The organism is Candidatus Enterococcus testudinis, from assembly GCF_002140915.1.
In the GTDB taxonomy this organism is placed as follows: domain Bacteria; phylum Bacillota; class Bacilli; order Lactobacillales; family Enterococcaceae; genus Enterococcus_D; species Enterococcus_D testudinis.
The window spans coordinates 2,597,155-2,616,029 of sequence record NZ_NGKU01000001.1; the positions used below are offsets into that span (position 1 = coordinate 2,597,155).

Annotated in this window: 20 protein-coding genes; 7 read left to right on the plus strand and 13 right to left on the minus strand. The window is 41.7% G+C overall.

Translation table 11 applies throughout. The annotated features are described in order from the left end of the window. Positions 1–55: 55 nt before the first annotated feature. Together A5886_RS12655 and A5886_RS12660 are read right to left on the minus strand one after the other, a co-directional pair. Positions 56–406, minus strand: coding sequence for a DUF1827 family protein (locus tag A5886_RS12655; protein WP_086275461.1), 351 nt, complete (start codon positions 404–406; stop codon positions 56–58). A gap of 13 nt (positions 407–419) precedes the next feature. Then, complete coding sequence (locus tag A5886_RS12660) at positions 420–1,274, minus strand: HAD-IIB family hydrolase (protein ID WP_086275462.1); 855 nt, start codon at positions 1,272–1,274, stop codon at positions 420–422. A gap of 111 nt (positions 1,275–1,385) precedes the next feature. Between A5886_RS12660 and A5886_RS12665 the strand changes: the two genes are divergently transcribed. Then, a complete protein-coding gene (locus A5886_RS12665) occupies positions 1,386–2,153 on the plus strand; it encodes a MerR family transcriptional regulator (protein ID WP_086275463.1) in 768 nt (255 codons plus the stop codon). A 66-nt stretch (positions 2,154–2,219) separates the two neighbouring features. On the opposite strand, the gene A5886_RS12670 is transcribed toward A5886_RS12665, so the two are convergent. Both A5886_RS12670 and A5886_RS12675 read right to left on the minus strand, forming a co-directional pair. After that, complete coding sequence (locus tag A5886_RS12670) at positions 2,220–3,143, minus strand: LacI family DNA-binding transcriptional regulator (protein WP_086275464.1); 924 nt, start codon at positions 3,141–3,143, stop codon at positions 2,220–2,222. 13 nt (positions 3,144–3,156) lie between these two features. Next, complete coding sequence (locus A5886_RS12675; protein ID WP_086275465.1) at positions 3,157–3,420, minus strand: hypothetical protein; 264 nt, start codon at positions 3,418–3,420, stop codon at positions 3,157–3,159. 191 nt (positions 3,421–3,611) lie between these two features. On the opposite strand from A5886_RS12675, the gene A5886_RS12680 reads away from it, so the two are divergent. The 3 genes from A5886_RS12680 to A5886_RS12690 all read left to right on the plus strand — a co-directional run bounded on the left by A5886_RS12680 (position 3,612) and on the right by A5886_RS12690 (position 5,716). Then, complete coding sequence (locus A5886_RS12680) at positions 3,612–3,857, plus strand: helix-turn-helix domain-containing protein (protein ID WP_086275466.1); 246 nt, start codon at positions 3,612–3,614, stop codon at positions 3,855–3,857. Between the two features lie 160 nt (positions 3,858–4,017). Beyond that, positions 4,018–4,953: an ABC transporter ATP-binding protein gene (locus tag A5886_RS12685; RefSeq protein WP_086275467.1), complete on the plus strand. Its 936-nt coding sequence runs from the start codon at positions 4,018–4,020 to the stop codon at positions 4,951–4,953. Further along, the gene (locus tag A5886_RS12690) at positions 4,946–5,716 is read left to right on the plus strand and encodes an ABC transporter permease (RefSeq protein ID WP_086275468.1); all 771 of its coding nucleotides are present in this window, start codon (positions 4,946–4,948) and stop codon (positions 5,714–5,716) included. The genes A5886_RS12685 and A5886_RS12690 overlap by 8 nt, the downstream gene beginning before the upstream one ends. A 58-nt stretch (positions 5,717–5,774) precedes the next feature. Here A5886_RS12690 and A5886_RS12695 read toward each other — a convergent pair whose 3' ends face one another. Then, positions 5,775–7,601 carry a glucose PTS transporter subunit IIA gene (locus tag A5886_RS12695; RefSeq protein ID WP_086275469.1) on the minus strand — a complete coding sequence of 609 codons (1,827 nt, stop codon included), beginning with the start codon at positions 7,599–7,601 and terminating at the stop codon, positions 5,775–5,777. 292 nt (positions 7,602–7,893) lie between these two features. On the opposite strand from A5886_RS12695, the gene A5886_RS12700 reads away from it, so the two are divergent. Then, positions 7,894–9,093, plus strand: coding sequence for an enolase C-terminal domain-like protein (locus A5886_RS12700; RefSeq protein WP_086275470.1), 1,200 nt, complete (start codon positions 7,894–7,896; stop codon positions 9,091–9,093). A 99-nt stretch (positions 9,094–9,192) separates the two neighbouring features. On the opposite strand, the gene A5886_RS12705 is transcribed toward A5886_RS12700, so the two are convergent. The 5 genes from A5886_RS12705 to A5886_RS12725 all read right to left on the minus strand — a co-directional run bounded on the left by A5886_RS12705 (position 9,193) and on the right by A5886_RS12725 (position 14,422). Beyond that, entirely contained in the window at positions 9,193–9,900 is a 708-nt protein-coding gene (locus tag A5886_RS12705; RefSeq protein ID WP_086275471.1) for a GntR family transcriptional regulator, read from the minus strand. Then, positions 9,897–10,214 (minus strand): MGMT family protein, encoded by a 318-nt coding sequence (locus A5886_RS12710; RefSeq protein WP_086275472.1) that lies wholly within the window; start codon positions 10,212–10,214, stop codon positions 9,897–9,899. Before A5886_RS12710 ends, A5886_RS12705 begins: the two co-directional genes overlap by 4 nt. A 127-nt stretch (positions 10,215–10,341) precedes the next feature. Continuing rightward, complete coding sequence (gene uxaC / locus A5886_RS12715; RefSeq protein WP_086275473.1) at positions 10,342–11,730, minus strand: glucuronate isomerase; 1,389 nt, start codon at positions 11,728–11,730, stop codon at positions 10,342–10,344. Between the two features lie 17 nt (positions 11,731–11,747). Beyond that, positions 11,748–12,824: a mannonate dehydratase gene (gene uxuA / locus A5886_RS12720; protein WP_086275474.1), complete on the minus strand. Its 1,077-nt coding sequence runs from the start codon at positions 12,822–12,824 to the stop codon at positions 11,748–11,750. Continuing rightward, positions 12,824–14,422 (minus strand): mannitol dehydrogenase family protein, encoded by a 1,599-nt coding sequence (locus A5886_RS12725; protein ID WP_086275475.1) that lies wholly within the window; start codon positions 14,420–14,422, stop codon positions 12,824–12,826. The genes uxuA and A5886_RS12725 overlap by 1 nt, the downstream gene beginning before the upstream one ends. Positions 14,423–14,609: 187 nt before the next feature. On the opposite strand from A5886_RS12725, the gene A5886_RS12730 reads away from it, so the two are divergent. Further along, positions 14,610–15,278 carry a GntR family transcriptional regulator gene (locus A5886_RS12730; RefSeq protein ID WP_086275476.1) on the plus strand — a complete coding sequence of 223 codons (669 nt, stop codon included), beginning with the start codon at positions 14,610–14,612 and terminating at the stop codon, positions 15,276–15,278. A 62-nt stretch (positions 15,279–15,340) separates the two neighbouring features. Here the strand turns inward: A5886_RS12730 and A5886_RS12735 are convergent, their stop codons facing one another. Continuing rightward, positions 15,341–16,177 carry a YitT family protein gene (locus tag A5886_RS12735; RefSeq protein WP_086275477.1) on the minus strand — a complete coding sequence of 279 codons (837 nt, stop codon included), beginning with the start codon at positions 16,175–16,177 and terminating at the stop codon, positions 15,341–15,343. Positions 16,178–16,685: 508 nt separating this feature from the next. Here A5886_RS12735 and A5886_RS12740 point away from each other — a divergent pair. Then, entirely contained in the window at positions 16,686–17,477 is a 792-nt protein-coding gene (locus A5886_RS12740; RefSeq protein WP_179190088.1) for an L-threonylcarbamoyladenylate synthase, read from the plus strand. A gap of 56 nt (positions 17,478–17,533) precedes the next feature. Here A5886_RS12740 and A5886_RS12745 read toward each other — a convergent pair whose 3' ends face one another. Both A5886_RS12745 and A5886_RS12750 read right to left on the minus strand, forming a co-directional pair. Then, entirely contained in the window at positions 17,534–17,926 is a 393-nt protein-coding gene (locus tag A5886_RS12745; protein WP_086275478.1) for an MmcQ/YjbR family DNA-binding protein, read from the minus strand. Positions 17,927–17,942: 16 nt separating this feature from the next. After that, the coding region (locus A5886_RS12750) for an LPXTG cell wall anchor domain-containing protein (protein ID WP_143353793.1) at positions 17,943–18,875 on the minus strand (933 nt) is incomplete at its 5' end.

Sequence of the window (18,875 nt, forward strand, 5' to 3'; positions counted from 1 at the left end):
ATTCTAAAAAGAGAAAGTCCTGTTGGATCTTCCTCTTTCTTTGAATGATGTTTAATTATGCCACCGGCAATTGCACCAAGATGATATCTTTTCGCGGTTGTGAAAAGACAATTCCTATGGCTTCCATTTCTTTGCGGATCGTCACATTGACTGTAACATGATCTCGATCTGTCTTTAGTAACCGATGAATCGCTGTATCCACTTCATCACGGCTGATTTTCTTTTTGTTGTTGATCAATACCAAAGAAATCTGATCATACGTATCCACATACAAAATTTGGGTACGGTCCAGTGCATAAATTTTGTAAAACTTGATTGCTGTTTTGTCAAAAATAAATGTAGAGATATTCGGATAAAAACTCTCCATATTCAAGTTGTGGTTTACAGGGGTCTCAATCAGTTTCATCGCTATCATCCTCTCAGGAAATCAATTCTCCTAGAATAAATTTGCCGACACCGCCGCTTTCCGCACTGTCAACGATTCGATCGCACACAGCTTGGATCTCTTCGCTTGCATTCGAAACAGCGATCGATATATCAACTGCCTCAAACATAGCCAGGTCATTCTCACCATCACCGATTCCATAACTCATGGCATCTGGGAATGTTTCCAAAAAGGCCCGAATCGCGGCACCCTTGGTCGCGAGCGGATCAACAATTTCTAAGGTTTGTACGAAAGATTGGAAAATAGCTGCATCAGCGCCTTGAATCAATCTGCGTAATGTGGCACGTTTTTCATCAGAAGCTTCCATTAATTCGATTTTCATAACCTTAATGGTCGGGTTTGTTTGCATATAGGCCAGCACATTCTCATGTTGGATACACTCATGATAGAAAAAGTTGTATTTGTAATCTGCGATCATAGCCCCTCGATCACCCAGTTCATCGATCAACGCTGTCCGACTGGCTTTAAACTGTGCTTCATAACGATGGGCTTCAGGAGAAAGAATCCCTTGATCCGTGTGCAAAAAATAAAACACTTGCTGTGCTTCTAGAATGTCGATGACGCGCGCCAAGGTCTCTAAAGGCACTGTATGGGTCAACACTGGTTCTTGTCCCTTCAGCATCATGCCAGCACCATTGCCAAAAATAACGTCACAATCGATTTCTTCGTCTCTCATCATCTCTTGGACCAAGGCCACCCCGCGGCCAGTCACAAAGACAAAGTGGTCTCCTTGGTCTTGTAAAGCACGGATGGCTTCTTTGTTGATTGCAGGGATTGGGTGCCCCATCTCTTGAAATGTGCCATCAATATCAGAAAAAACTATTTGCATGGTATCTTCCTTTCTTTGCTATAATTATAACACAACAAAAAAACAGAAAAACATTTTTCTTGACCTTGACGCAACGTCAATCTATAAGATATAGGCATAGGAGGGATCACAATGGAATATACCATCAGTGCTTTCGCTCAGTTATCTGGTGTCAGTAGTCGAACCTTACGCTATTATGATGAGATTGGTTTGTTGAACCCCGCCGCCGTCTCTGATAAAGGGTACCGCCTCTATGGGCCACGAGAAGCTGATCGTCTGCAGCAAATTTTGTATTTCAAATCATTGGGACTGCCTTTAGATACCATTATGTCCATCTTGGCACAATCAGAAGAGAACGTGCAGGCCCTATTACAACAACATTACCAACAACTATTACTGCAGCAAAAAGAATTAGATGAGATGCTTCATGTATTGGCAGATACATTGGCATCTTATAGAGGAGAGAAAAAAATGACCGATCAGGAAAAATTCAGCTATTTCAAAACCCATTCCTTGCCAGAAAGTGAAGCATTATATGGCGCTGAAGCCAAAGAACAGTATGGGGCAGATCTAGTTGCAAAGAATCAGCAAATGTGGCGGGCGATGCCCGAAGAGACGTATATTCAGCTAGCTGCAGAAGAAGAGCACCTTTTGCAACTATTATCTGAGTTACTAAACAATCCCGCTGCAGCTATCCCTTCTACCAAAGCGGAGGCAGCCTTTAGCGCCCACAAAAATTGGTTAGCGGGTGCAGCACCTTTTTACTCTGATGCCTATCATCGCACTCTGGTAGAAATGTATGTCAGCGATTCACGGTTTACCGATTATTATGATCAGAAAGCCGGCGCCGGCGCCACAGCCATTTTGAAACAAGTAATTGAGCATTACACACAAACATAAGCAAAATATCCGCACACATAAAAGTCCTCATCACAGAACGTTTCGTGATGAGGACTTTTATGAACTTTACGCCGTACGTTGAATAAACTGGTACGGGATGCGAATGCTGCCCTGCTTCTCTTTGACTGCCAGCTGCACAGCCGTTTCGCCGCATTGTTGCAAATGATAATCGATCGTTGAAAATTGCAGCACATCGCTAATGAACAAATGGTCACGACCAATCACTAGCCAGTCAGTCGGATTGGCTAAATAAACCCCCGCAGCGACTGAATCCCCATTGGTAAAAATCGCCTCCACCTCTTTATCTGCAAAAAAAGCAGCCGCTTCTTTGCCGTCTTCTTCAGATAGGCTGTCCCAAAAAATTAAGTCTTCCGAAAAAGCAGGAAAATAGTCCTTAGCCAAGCGTACAGTGATTTTGGAGTTGCTACTCAACGTGCGGCTTCGGCCCAATGTCAACCCTATGTGTTCAATACCTTGGTTTTTCAAATACGAAAATACTTCGCGAATCGACCCTTCCCGGTCAATGTACGTGCATCCATCTGGCACTGCATCGATCTTTTCACAAAAGATGATGCGGCCATAGGCTAGATAGGGCAACAGCACCTCGATTGGATTGGCGCGAGAAGTGACGATCATCGCATCAAAACTTTTGGCTGCAAATTCTTTTAAATACGCTTCTTCTACGTGCGGATCATAGTTGGTCGGTAGCAAAGTAACCTTATACCCACGGGAAAAAGCGGCTGTAGTAATGCCGCTCAACAACGTATCAAAGTAATGCTGATTGACAAAGGGCAAAATGACACCAATATGCTTGGTTTTACCGACGCTCAACACTCGCGCCGTATGGTTGGGGATATAGTTGACTGCTTGCATCGCCGCTAAAATCTCACGCCGCTTTTCTTCACTGACGTAAGGGTTGTTGTTAATGACCCGTGAAACGGTCGATACCGAATAGCCAGTCATTTTTGCAATATCCCGAATATTTGCCATCCAATTTTTCTCCTTAGACCATTAATTCTTCTTTCATGTATTCTATCACACTTAATCCACAAGTATAAAATTGATAGTAGTCATTTTTGTGGACAAAGCCAATTCTTTGGGCACCGAAATGCTCATCAAATTGTAGGTGAGAAATATCTGCTAAAGAAAGGACTCTTTTTTCACCTTGAAAAAATCCTTTGGGTTTCGTCAAAATCAATTGTGTTCCGTCAAAGTGCAAAGAAACATAACAACATTCTTCTCCGTTTTTTTTCATGTATGTGTTCATTTCTACCAACCCTTTCCTTTTTTGTATACTAAGCATACGTTATGAAACGCGTCCCAGAGCAAGTCTTTTGTTTGATTTTCTTCGTTTGCGTTCAATACCTCATGTGAATTATTTCGCAAATCGGATGATTGTTGGTACAATAGAATGAGAAGTTACCTATCATGTCGTTTGGATAAAGGAGGATGCACAACGTGACGTTAGAAGAAGCCTTTTTGTTAGATACTTTACGCTGTCGCTTCAAATATTTACGAGAAGATAGTGGGTTGACGCAACAAGAAGCAGCCCATCACTTGGACGTACCATTCACTGATTATCTCTTATATGAAGAAGGAGAACATCTACCAGATGTGTTGACCATTTTGCACGCCGCAGCCTTATATAAAGTATCTGTTGACTACCTCTTAGGACAAACCGAAACACCTCATCGGGACTTTTGACCCGTGACTTGATATTTGCACCTCAGACGATCTTATCGATCGTTTTTTTTGTATACAAATCGATTTTGCCGAAAAAATCTAAGAAAAATCAAACTATTCGGTCATGTTGCCGATGTAATGTTAAAATAAAGCATCATTTACATAAGGAGCTTTTGATAAAATGACCTATGCCTTAGAAATAAAAGATTTACGCAAAGTCTATGCCACTGGGGTCGAAGCCTTGCGGGGGATCGATCTGTCAGTGGAAGAAGGTGACTTCTATGCCCTACTTGGACCAAACGGTGCGGGGAAATCAACCACGATTGGGATCATTACCTCTCTCGTCAACAAATCTTCCGGTATCGTTCGAGTATTTGGCTACGACTTAGATAAAGAATTGGTGCAAGTCAAGCAACAAATCGGGTTAGTACCGCAAGAATTCAACTTCAACCCTTTCGAAACAGTTCAACAAATCGTCGTCAACCAAGCCGGCTATTACGGTGTGTCCCGCAAAGAAGCAATGGAACGCAGCGAAACCTACTTGAAACAAGCCAATCTATGGGAAAAACGACATGTCCGCGCCCGCATGTTGTCTGGCGGCATGAAGCGACGTCTGATGATCGCCCGCGCACTGATGCATGAACCGCGCCTGTTGATTTTGGATGAACCGACTGCGGGTGTCGATATTGAACTGCGTCGTGAAATGTGGACCTTTTTGCGTGAGTTGAATCAGCAAGGAACCACGATTATTCTGACGACCCATTACTTAGAAGAAGCAGAAATGCTGTGCCGCAATATCGGTATTATCCAATCAGGGACACTGATTGAAAATACCAGCATGAAAGAATTGCTGGCAAAATTACAATTTGAGACCTTCTTATTCGACATTGCGCCAGTGACTGAAGCACCCGTCATTACAGGCTATGTCAGCCAAATGGAAGACCCGCAAACAATATCTGTGGAAGTAGCCCGCGACCAAGGCGTCAATGACTTGTTTCGTCAATTCAGTGAACAGGATGTGACAGTTTTATCGATGCGCAATAAATCCAATCGCTTAGAAGAACTATTTTTAAAAATTACAGAAGAAGCACATGAAGCGGGGGAAAAACATGTTTAGTCTTTATTTTACAGCGTTAAAAAGTTTAGCCGTCAAAGAAACCAATCGCTATTTACGGATTTGGGTCCAAACCCTGGTGCCCCCAGTCATCACTACCTCCCTTTACTTTATTATTTTCGGGAAAATGATTGGCAGCCGCATTGGTGATATGGGTGGTTTTTCATATATGGAATTTATCGTGCCCGGACTGATTATGATGTCCACGATCACCAGCTCTTATTCCAACGTGTCTTCTTCCTTCTTTTCTCAGAAGTTTCAAAAGAATATTGAAGAATTGCTCGTTGCACCTGTGCCAACCCACGTAATTATCTGGGGCTTTGTTTTTGGCGGTTTGGGACGTAGTGTGTTGGTAGGGATTTTGGTCACGATCATTTCACTATTTTTTGTGCCATTACACGTATTTTCTTGGACCATCGTTGTCCTGACACTACTCATGACGGCGATTCTCTTCTCACTAGCTGGTTTATTGAACGGTATCTTTGCCCAGTCTTTTGATGACGTTTCGATCGTACCAACGTTTGTTCTGCAGCCGCTGACTTACTTAGGCGGTGTCTTTTACTCAATCAGTATGTTGCCACCTATTTGGCAAGCCATCTCCAAAGTCAATCCGATCGTGTATATGATCTCAGGTTTTCGTTACGGATTCTTGGGAACCATCGATGTACCGATTCTCTTATCTATCAGCATTTTGGTCCTCTTCATTGCCGTGCTTTACGGCGTCTGCTGGTATTTGATTGAGAATGGTCGGGGATTGCGGAGTTGATCGAACAAAAGATAAAAGGCGCGACTTTTTTGAGTCGCGCCTTTCTTTATCATTTTATTTACGCATTCAAAATCACTTTCTCCAACACAGTCCCTGCTTGATGATCACCTTCAAGATTGGTTACACCAGAAAACTGTTGTACACGTTCCATATTGGTAACCAATACGATGACCATGGTTTCTTTGCCTTGATTTTTGATATAGTCCAAGTCCATTTGCGCCAATTTGGTTTGTGCGGTCACATGGTCTCCCGATTTGACGAAGACGTCAAATCCTTTTCCATCAAGTGATACTGTATCGATGCCCATATGAACCAATACCTCTGCACCATTCATGGTCTTGATGCCTATAGCATGTTTTGAAGGAAACACAGAAGTAACTTCTCCAGTAACTGGTGAAAATACGGTACCTGTCTCTGATTGAATCGCATACCCTTCACCCATCAATTTTGTAGAAAATACTTCATCAGGTACATTATCCAAAGGAATATAAGTGCCTTTCGTCACGGCATGCAAATCGATTTCATTGGTATAATCGTCCTGATCTTCTTGTTTGGGCACAAGGAAATACGTTATAGCAAAAGAAGAAGCAATCGCAATGATAATACCCAGTATCGCAAATATAAAATATTCTCCGATATAAGCTGGCAAACTAAAGATACTTGAAAGAATATAGCCATAGATACGTACACCGAAAAAGCTGATAAAAGCTGAAGCAATCGAACTACCTATCGTCGCAGCTAAAAAGGCTTTCTTATATTTTGACAAGATACCAAATAATGCCGGTTCCGTAATACCTAAAATACCTGAAACTGCTGAAGATAAAACAATCGACTTTTCTTCCTTTGTTTTCACTTTGAAGTATATTGCTGCCGTAGCACCAGTGATAGCCATGTTAGCCATAAACATCATCGGCATCAACATATCGTATCCTTGATTTGCAAAGTTTTGTAAAGCAATTGGCGTCATCGCATGATGCAACCCTGTAAAAATGGCAATTGGTCGAATCGCACCTACGACGATACCAGCTAACACAGGCGAGATTGTAAACAATCCGGCCACACCATCAGCTAGTAGATTTCCTAAGTGAATACTGATTGGTCCAATGATCGTCAATGTGACTAATCCTGCTAGAAACAAGGAAATCGTTGGTGTAAAAACTGTTCTTAATACTTGAGGTAAAATTTTGTCGACCCAACGATAAATATAACTAAGCGCTAAAACGGCAAAGATGATTGGAATCACGGTTCCAGCGTAATTAAAGATGGGTACTGGTAAAACACCGAATAATCTGAAGGCAGATATGCTGCCTTCAGCTACTGCATTTGTCATGGTTGGAAATTGCAGCGTAGCAGCAATTGCAATCGCAAGATATTGATTGGTTTTGAAAATACGGGCAGCAGAAGCAGCAACGAAAAATGGCAAGAATGTAAAAACACCGCTGGCAATCATATCAATGACTAAATACGTGTCGGTTTGATTTGAAATGACGTTCAAAGCAACCAATCCCGCCATCAACCCTTTGATCATTCCAGCACCGGCAATCGCAGGTACGATGGGACCAAAAACGCCAGATACTGTATCCATAAAGAGGGAAATAGCGCCTTTTTTCTCAGTACTTGTTTGCTGACTTTTTTCATCAAGACCTAATTTACTTGCCAATGGTCCATAGTAATCGGCTACATCCGTACCAATCACCACTTGCAACTGATTGCTTTGAAACTTTGTTCCAACAACTTTCGGTGTTTTTTCCAGCGCGCTATAATCCACTTTCTGTGCATCTTTTAAATCAAACCGCAAACGGGTCATACAATGCCAAGCATTGTTGATATTATCTGCACCACCAACAGCCGTAATAATCTGTCCAACAATTTCTTCTTTTGTCATCTTTTACAATCCTCCTAATCTTGCGGTAACAGACCTGTTTTCATCGAAGTGGGCCCCACAGGTGTTTCCGTTTTCATTCACATAGTAGCATGACAACCTCACCTTGTAAAACCAGTCCTTTTTATTTAAAACCATCTGAAAAAGCTTATTTATCAACACTTTTTATATATTAACAATAAAATTGGACTGTTTTTATGGCGAATAATCAGGTGTTTATCAGACCAAATTGACAGCGATTGCTAACCGTGTTTCAATGAGTCTAGCAAGTAGAGAATAAATTGGAGTGATTCAAATGACACCAACCATTATCACAGACGTGAAGGTTTTCGCGATCAAACCTGATCGCCATAACCTTGTGGTCGTTAAAGTTGAGACAGATAAAGAGATTCACGGCTTAGGTTGTGCAACATTTCAGTTTCGACCATTAGCTGTAAAAAATGTTGTAGAAGAGTACTTGCGCCCATTACTGATTGGTAGAGACGCCAATCAGATTGAAGACATCTGGCAAGTCATGAACGTCAATTCTTATTGGCGGAATGGACCGATCACCAATAATGCTATTTCCGGCGTCGATATGGCATTATGGGATATCAAGGGAAAATTGGCAGATATGCCATTGTATGCACTTTTAGGCGGAAAAGCGCGAACGGCTATCCCAGCATATACCCATGCTGTAGCTGATGATTTAGAAACGCTTTACCAAGAGATTGATCGCTTTTTAGCAGATGGTTATCGTTATATACGTTGCCAACTCGGCTTTTATGGCGGCAACCCTAGCCAACTGAAAACACCTGAAGTACCTTTAGATGGTTCCTATTTTGATCAAGGGCAGTATATGGATACGACATTGGCGATGTTTGCTGCTATCAAAGAGAAATATGGCAATCAATTTCAAATGCTTCATGATGTACATGAGCGGCTGCATCCCAATCAAGCAATTCAATTTGCAAAAGCCGCTGAACCCTATAATCTCTTTTTTTTAGAAGATATTTTGCCACCAGATCAAAATACTTGGTTGTCTCAATTACGCAGTCAATCAGCGGTACCAATTGCTACGGGGGAGTTATTCAACAACCCTATGGAATGGCAAGCTTTGGTCAAAAATCAACAAATTGACTTTATGCGCGCCCATGTGTCTCAAATCGGTGGAATTACACCTGCGTTAAAACTGGCACATTTTTGTGATGCAATGGGGGTTCGTATTGCTTGGCATACGCCGTCAGATATCAGTCCTGTGGGCTTAGCTGTCAATACACATCTAAATATTCATTTGCATAATGCGGCCATCCAAGAAACAATTGACGTGCCATCCAATACAAGGTCTGTATTTGGCGGCAGTCCACAGCCCAATAAAGGATTCTTTTATCCAATCGAACAAAGTGGTATCGGCATCACTTTCGATGAAGATGCTGCCGCTCAATATCCAGTTGTGTATCGTCCACATGAATGGACACAAAGCAGAACGCCTGATGGCACGTTAATAACACCTTAATTTCAATGATAAAAAACAGCCTAGCGACATTTTTAAAAACGAACGATTACCGTTACGTTTAATGAATGTCACTAGGCTGTTTTTTATTTACTCACACTTTTACTCGATTCTAGATTGATGAATCTCGCGATCAAATGGACGAATATAGGTCACACCATAATCAATTGCCACGATATTGCTGAACTCGTATACACGTCCGTCTTCTAAAATCGCTCGATTGCTGATTTGCATCGCAGGTGTCCCTCGTTTACACAGAAGGATCTTTGCCTGCGCTGTATTCACTGTGATTGGCGTATAGCTGCTAATGTAGTGAGAAATACGATAGCCGCAACTTTCAACATACCGTTGAATCGAGTGCTCCACCACTTCTTTTGTCATCTCAGGAAATAAACGAACTGGCAACTTAGATGTCTCCAGCTGTTCAATCTTATAATTGACGATCCGCACGCGCTCAAAGGTCCAAACATCTTCTTGTGATGCCAACTGAAAAATTTTTTGCTCATCAGGTGTGGCCTTTGTTTTTTGGAGTGAGATCATTTTAGAATGTATGCGATCGTAAGGAGTACGAGTCAATGAATTGAAAATCATCGGATTTTTGACCCATTTTTCATGGATAAAAATGCCGGATCCTTGTACCACACGAACAATACCAATCTCTTCAAGATTTTTTATCGCTTGTTGAATTGTGAAGCGCGATACACCATAGTGTTTTGCCAAATCCCTTTGATTCGGTAATTTTCCATCAGTAAATTGCTCTTGATAAATTTTACTTAACAAATCTTGGACAATAAATTCTCTTTTTTTCATGTACACTCCTTAAACGCATCATCCGGTATCTGCCAACTACACGCCTTCATATCGACACTCCCATTGGGTTTAAAAAATACCCCTTCAGCAATCAACGCTGCCCGTCTCGTCTCTGCAGAAGGACCTACGAGGACACCATCGGCTCGCACCACGCGATGCGCCGGCAAATGACTTGGACTATATTTCATCGCACGACCAACTGCCCGTGCCTGATTCAGTTTGCCCAAATACCACGATATTTGACTATAAGACACAACTTTCCCATAAGGGACCTTTGCCACCAATTCATATACCTCTTGATAAAATGGATTCAACGCATCACCTTCACTTCGATCGTTCTATCGTATTTACGCAGAGCTTACTGGATCTGTACACTTTAGTATAGCACAAAAAACTGCACTGCCTGCTTTCACACGTGGCTTGTGCAGTTCGATTTTTGGCTTATTGATCAAAATCAAAATAAGTCTTTGCGTTGTGATAAGCAATCTTTTCAACGATTTTGCCTAAGTAAGGCACATCTTTTGGTAATTGCCCGTCTTCTACCCATTCACTGATCACCTGACAAAGAATCCGGCGGAAATACTCATGCCTTGGGTAAGACAAGAAGCTGCGAGAATCGGTCAGCATCCCGACAAAGTTGCCTAAAATGCCGCCTTCAGCTAACTTTGTCAGTTGTTGACGCATCCCTGAATAAGTGTCATTAAACCACCATGCAGACCCCAGTTGCAACTTCCCTTTGGTCTCTTCTTGGAAGCACCCCATCAAAGCTGTCAGGGACACATAATCTTTTGGATTTAAAGAATACAAAATCGTTTTCGATAATTGGGACTTACTTTGCAGCTGGTCAAACAGACGGCTCAATCCACGTTCTAGCCGATCATCCCCCATCGCATCGCCACCGCTATCTGGCCCTACCTGTTCCAATAATCTATGGCTGTTGTTGCGTGTAGCGGCTAAATGCAATTGTGCTGTCCAGCCGTAAGCTGCATATTCTTTCATCAAATCAAGAAGAAGCCCCGTTTGGAACAGCTGGATTTCTTTGTTTGATAACGTGTCAGTGGCCATTTTTTTCGCAAAAATAGCGTCAAGTTGCTCTGGATCATAGCTAGTTGAAGACAATTGTGCCACACTATGATCTGATAATCGGCAGCCGTGCTGATGAAAATAGGCGATACGTTTTTTCAGCGCTGCCACTAATTGCGGGTATGTTTCAATTGGCATAGCGGACACTTCCGATAGTTTTTGCACATATTCTTTAAATACAGACAAGTGCATGTTCAACGCACCATCGGGTCTGAAGGTCGGATAGACAGCGAAAGATTCGCCAGCCAACTTCTGATGGTACCGTAAATCGTCTGTAGGATCGTCAGTCGTACAAATCACAGATACTTTCATTTGTTTGATCAATTGTCTAGGCGTGTAGTTCTGTTCGGCCAGTTTTTGATTGGCTTTTTCCCAAATAAGCGGGGCGTTCTCTTTCGTCAAAACGTCTTCGATACCAAATATTCGTTTCAATTCGAGATTTGTCCAAATGTAGAGCGGGTTGCCAATACACGCTTCAATTGTTTCAGCCCACGCTGTGAATTTGTCATAATCAGCGCCATCCCCTGTGATCAATGCTTCTGGCACACCATTGGCACGCATCAAGCGCCATTTGTAATGGTCTCCGCCTAGCCATGCTTCAGTGATATTCGCAAACGGCTTGTCTTCATAAATTTCCTTTGGGTCAAGGTGACAATGGTAGTCAATAATCGGTTGTGCTTTCGCATACTCGTGATACAACTGTCTTGCTATCTTATTTTTTAATACAAAGTTTTCATCTAAAAACATGTGGCTTGCCTCTTTTCTTATCTGCCGATTGCTTTATCGATTGCTTCCCAAAGTCCCAATAAATAAGAAGCACCAATTGCTCGATCATACAGACCATAGCCAGGACGCCCAGTTTCTCCCCAAATCATTCGTCCATGATCTGGACGTATATATCCGTCAAAACCATTCGTATACATCGCTTCTAAGATGCTGTACATATCTAATGATCCTTCTGAAGACAAGTGAGGGGCTTCGTAGAAATCTTTGTCATTTCCTAGATACTTGATATTGCGCACGTGGGCAAATGGAATACGGTCACGTCGGCAAAATTCAGCCAGAATCTCATATACATTGTTGGCTGGATCTTCTGCGATACTGCCCGTACATAACGTGATTCCATTAGACGGGCTGTCTACAACATTGCAGATCCAGTCCAAATCGTCTCGATTCTTGACCACCCGCGGCAAGCCAAAGATCGAATAAGGCGGATCATCCGGATGAACAGCCATCTTGATCCCCACTTCCTCGCATGTAGGAATGATTGCTTTCAAGAAGTAGGCAAAATTCTCTCTTAACTTATCGTTATCGACATCCTTGTATGCCGCAAATAATTCTTTGACATGGGCCAAACGTTCTGGCTCCCACCCTGGTAATGTATACCCCGAACTTGATTCTTCCACTTCTTTCACGATCTCTTCAGGGTCTTTATCGATACCTGCTTTTTCAAATGCCATTGTGAATGATCCATCCGGCAGTTGATAGTTGAGATCCGTTTTGATCCAATCGAATATCGGCATAAAATTATAACAGATCACCTCAATACCAAAAGAAGCCAAGTTACGAATCGTTTCCTTATAATTCTCGATATATTGATCTCGAGAAGGCAAGCCGATTTTGATATCATCATGGATATTGACGCTCTCAATGACTTTCAATGACAAACCAGCTGACTCAACTTCCTCGACCAGAGCGCCAATTCGCTCTTTGGGCCAAACCTCGCCTGCTGGAATATCAAATAGGGTCCCCACGATACCTTTCATACCAGGAATTTGCCGAATATCAGCCAACTTGATTTTGTCATTTTCTTTGCCGTACCATCTAAATGTCATGTCCATTATTCTTGTAAACCTCCTACTGTTTCATGTAATGTGTGCCGGACCGCGCCCGTACCTGTAAGCATCTGTTCAAAATAAGTCTGCACTTTACAGGCAAGTCCTGCTTGATATAAATCAAGTCCAAACAATGTTTCATTGCTTAGGATTGGCTGAATATAGCTAGCAGTATCCATCGCCTCGCCTAATTTGATCGCTGCTAACTGACTTTGCAATTCTGACAACAATGGATCTGGGCTTGGTTCGAAGGATTGCCCTTCATCGTCGATTGCCAATAAATAACGCAGCCAGCCAGCAATGGCCAATGGAATAAATTGCAATGCATCTACTTGCTCTTTTTCAACATTTTTTTTGATTGTTTCACCAAAGCGGATAGCCATTTTTTGTGACGTATCGGTGGCGATTCGCTGCGGTGTATCTGGAATCAATGGATTAGGCAATCTCAAGCGAACGACTTCGTCAATGAATGTTTTCGGTTGGATAATGCCCGGATCTTCAACTACGGGTAATCCTTCGTCATACCCGATGCCCTCAACAAGGCGACGAATGTCTTGATCCGCCATTTCATCGGCAATCGTTTCAAACCCCAGCAAACAACCAAAAATCGACATGGCTGTATGCAATGGATTTAAGCACGTCGTTACTTTCATGATATCTGCTTTATCTACGACCTCTCGGCTCGTTAGGATCACCCCGCCCTTGGCTAAATCAGGGCGACCGTTGGGGAAGTTGTCTTCGATCACTAAATAATGCGTGGATTCCGTATTTGCAAAGGGGGCAATGTTTGTGCCTTTCTTTGTACGAATCAGTGACAACCCTTCAATCCCCGATTCTGTCAACTGATCTAAAACTACTTGCGAAGGATTCGGTGTAATTCGATCAATCATCGACCATGGAAAAGAAATAGTTTCTTTGTCATTCAAATAATCCACAAAGGCTTGGGTTACATGCCCCTTCATGCACCATTCTGTTGCAATCGTCAAGATTGCCTTTTCGAATCGTTGGCCATTTTGAGAAAAATTGTCTGTTGACACCAACGCAAGCGGCGCTGCATTCGATTGAAATCGATCCCATATCAAACTAGTCAAAATACTCATCGTATGGGTAGCAGCATGAGGTCCTGCAACGATGTCTTGTTCTACACTCTTTAAATAGGCCCCTGTACTTGTCGTTAGACCATAGCCTTTTTCAGTGATCGTGACTGTCACCAGTTGCAGCGTGTGATTCTTGAAAATATCTCTGACAGCTTGATAACTTTCGTCACGCGCAGGGTGACAAAAGTAACTAGCAGCGGTTGATTGTAACAATTTTTGTTCAAAATGCCCTTTTTCGTGCATGATCACTTCTAGTATTTCTTGCTGATACGGTGTATAGACTAGATCAATGATTTCTTCATCAAATGTTTCGCAGACAATGATACCGGTTTCAAAAACACCTTGATCAATCAACGTTTGGGCAACCTCTGCATGAAATGCACGACAGAGATTTCCGCCACCAAAATGGACCCATTGCGGACATTCTTGAGTATTCTGGATGATTTCTTCTTTTTCTTTTTGTGGTATATCGACCCCTGCGCCACGTAAATCTTCTAGATCAAACACATAAACGCCTCCTTCGAAACTAATATATTAGTATTCTAGTTTATCTTTCTAAAAAATGCAACCCTTTACAAAAGGTATTTCAACTTATATACTAGTTTATATTTTGATTGCTGATTCAATGACTGTCGAAAGAGCTGTCTACTTAGATAAGCCTTATCGAAGTACATTGAATGGAAAGAAGCGTTTTATGATGAAACCAACAAATTTTCAACACCAAGCCTATGAATCGATCAAATCGATGATTCTTACGGCACAATTGATTCCTGGGGAGAAAATCTCGGAGAAAGACCTAGAAGAGCGGTTAGCTATCGGTCGGACACCAATTAGAGAGGCAGTCATTCGATTACGCAGAGAATCATTGATTGATGTCATTCCTCAAAGCGGTACATATGTTTCTCGCATGAATACCAAGCAAATTGAAGAAGCCCGTTTCGTTCGTGAAACGTTGGAGAAGGAAGTATTTGGGATTGCCTGCAAAGTCATTACTTCTGAACAGATCAAAGCATTAGAAAAACTCATTGTTTTGCAGCAGACCTATGCAAAGTTAAAAGATGAGCAGGCTTTTTTTCAACTAGATGAAGATTTTCATCACCTGATTTATCAAATAGCAGACAAAGAGAACGTTTGGGATTGGCTGCAAGCTGTCATCTTACCTTTAAATCGTTTTCGCTACTTGCGCTTAGAAGTCGAAGCATTGTCTTGGGATGTTATTTTGAATGATCACCAAGAAATCTTGCGCACACTAAACGCACGAGACAAAAAGAAAATCACCTCGTTGGTGGGGAAACATATCGATGTGATCGACAATGATCTACATGTAGTACAGCAAGCCTATCCGGATTATTTTTCTCACTAAAAGAACGAAGACAATCGTTGCGTTGACTCATCGATCGTCTTCGTTCTTTGTGCTGTCTCACGCTATTCAATTGGATGATAACTAAACCCTTGACCCAATACTTCAGATACACTGCTCACGATCACAAAAGCTTTAGGATCGATGTCTTCAATGATGCGGCGAATCTGCATAAACTCCTGGTCACTGGAAACGATCAGCAATACTTGCTTCTCTGATTGTTGAAATCCTCCCTGAGCATTTAGCAATGTCGCCCCACGACTGACTTTCTCGAAGACCGCTGTTCGTATCTCTTCTAAATGTTTATCACTCATGATCATCAACGATTTCTTGCGATTAAATCCAGTTTCAATATAATTCATCACACCCGATGTAATGACAATCGACAAAATAGCAAACAAGAATTCCTCAAAACCGAAAACAAATAGGTTCATCAAAACCACGATTGCATCCGTTGCTAACAACCCAATCGCAGGATTAAGGCCAAAATATTTTTTGAAAATCAGCGGTGGGATCGTTGTACCGCCACTAGAAGACTGATTCTTGTACAAAATCGCTACGCCAACAGCAAAAATCGCACTCCCAAAAATAACAGACAATAAGCGATCATCCGCCACTTTTATTTCGGGTACAATCGCTATCGCTAGAGGAAAGGCAAAACTGCCGAACAGCACCTTCAAAAAGGGCCCTTTTCCTAAGAATATGTACGCCAAAACCAACATGACAATATTCAATGCCATAATAACCAATGCACGATCCCAACCAACTGCTGATTCTAATAAAATACCAATCCCGCTGACTCCACCAGCCGCAACATGATGCGGTCCTAGAAACAGATTGATACTAGCTGCTAAAAGCAATAATGCCATCGTGATTTTCCCATAAGATTTGATATGATTCATAGTTTCCTCTTTTCTATTCGCTATCGGTTCCTATACACAGCAACATCTTTATTTTCTTACTCACTACTATACGCCCATTTGATATCTCCGACAAAGTTTATGTTTAGCCACAATGTATACGAGTCAATACCAGTCTTTAAGTCACCTATGAACTACAGACTGAAGAAAACTAAATACTACCTTGCCTTTAAACAACGGGTAGATAAAATATTAAAAAAAGTATCCATTCTTAAAATGATCTTCTCCCATTTTATAGTGCCACAAAGATAACACGAAAAACAATCATTTTTTTCACTTTCAACTGATTTTTTTGCACATTTATGACTGTTAGTTATAAGTAAGAAACGTATCTTTGGTTTTTCAATTAATCGTACTTTTGACATTCTCATGTCAAATTCTCTTGACTATCCAATTTGATTCCCTTATCATCAATGTTAACAACTTCTAATCAGAATTTTCAGAATATTCCACCTTGTTTTCAGTAAGAATATTCATGAATCAAGAAAGGATGAATCACTTGAATCAAGAAAAACAAATCAAATGGTCAGGGGAGCCTACCCAACCTGCAATTGATCTATTGCAAGAAGAAGGCAATGTCGTGGTCTGCCCAACAAAAGTTGGCTACATTATTACAGTTTCAGATAAAAAAGGGCTAGAACGCAAATTTTCAGCGAAAAACCGAAAACGCAATAAACCCGGCGTCGTTCTTTGCAGTTCCTTAGAACAATTACATGAATTGGCAGAATTGAATGCTGAAACGGCAGCGGTGTATGAAACATGTTGGCAGAATGATGTTCTTTTTGGTGCCATTTTACCTTGGAAAGAAACCGGTAAAACATATATTCCAGCTGATGGTTCTGAAGAATTGATGACAGATGTGCGCGGCACAAGTTGTTTTGTAATCAAATTTGGGGTACCAGGCGAACAAATTTCTAAAGCGCTATGGGAGAAAGATCATACATTATTATTTGCTAGTTCAGCCAACCCTTCTGGCAAAGGCAATCGTGGCTTGGTCGAAGGCATTGGCGATCAAATCGCTGAAGAAGCTGATTTAATCATTGAAAGCAATGAATATGTTGCCTCAATCCAACCAGATAAATCAATTGAAACACGTTATGAACAAGGGGTAATGGTATCTTTTGTCGATAAAGAAGGCCGTTTGATTCCTGAGCAAGGTGATCAGCGCTCTGTCACACCAGCGCCTGTCTTGATACGTAAAGGATTAGATGTGGATAAGATTCAAATGTATTTATCTGATACATTCAATTCTTGGGATTATCGTCATGGTGAATATTATTAAATAAAATAAAACTGATCTGATCATTAGATGTTTGTCTAAAGATCAGATCAGTTTTTTTATTTCTCGTTTGGATCTATCTCTGCTCGTTGCTTTTTAGTCAGCTTTGCTTTGACTAATTCATAGGATACTTGGATCAGTTGTTCGATTGCTTGAACAGCCATTTCTTCATTGGCAATGTGTATGGAATTCCAGTGGGTTTTATTGGCGTAGTACCCTAGAATAATGACGCCAGGAAATTGTTCTCGTAAAGACTCATTCACTTCAGGCAAGTTTTTGAGTGTAATCAGTGAATCTTCAGCAGCCTCTGGTGACATCATACCAAACTGTTTCCCTAGCAAATCAAAATAAATCGTATCCCAGTCTTCTCGATAATAGACTTTAGCTCCGGGCAACGTTTGTCCGAATTGTTGCAATTGATCCATCTTTTCTTTTACTGCTTGCAGATCCATTCTATTCCCCTTTCATCTATTCATCTTGATCGTCTTTTGATTTTTTCTTTCGACCAATTACAAAGAAGCCAGCTAAGGCAACTAAGATCGTACCGATGATGCCTAAAGAGCGATTCTCTTCTTCGCCAGTTTTTGGCAGCGTTTCTGCTTGTTGATTGTCATTTTGATTAGTTGGCGCTACGTTGCTTGTATCTTCTGTTGCCTTTGTTCTCTCAACCACAGAATCTGTTGATTGACTATTCAAGTTATCTTCACTATTTATTTCGTTTCTGCTTGTATCAAGTGATGAAGATGTATCTGCTACTTTGTTTGGTATCAGTTCTTCGCTTGGGGTTAGTGGCGTTGCTGATTCATCTTCCTCTAAGTTAGGTGTAACGTCACCAATCCGACCTGTAGGATTGTCAAGAGTATCTGTTGGTGTTTCTGTGCTGCCATCCTCACTTGGGGTGGTTGTGTCTTCACCTGTTTCCGTTGGATTTTCTGTGCTTCCATCCTCACTTAGTGTGGTCGTATCTTCACCATTGTCTGCTGGCGTTTCTGTGTTTCCATCTTCACTTGGTGTGATCGTATCTTCGCCCGTATCCGTTGAATTTTCGGTACTTCCATCCTCGCTTGGTGTGGTCGTGTCTTCACCTGTATCTGTTGGTGTTTCTGTACTTCCATTCTCGCTTGGTGTGATCGTATCTTCGCCCGTATCCGTTGGATTTTCCGTACTTCCATCCTCGCTTGGTGTTGTTGTATCTTCACCTGTATCCGTTGGATTTTCGCTGCTTTCATCCTCATTTGGTGTTGTTGTATCTTCGCCTGTATCCGTCGGCGTTTTTACGTCACCACCAGCGTTTGGGATCGTTGTATCCTCACCAGTATCTGTTGGATTTTCTGTGCTGCCATCCTCGCTTGGTGTGGTCGTATCTTCACCTGTTTCCGTTGGATTTTCGGTACTGCCATC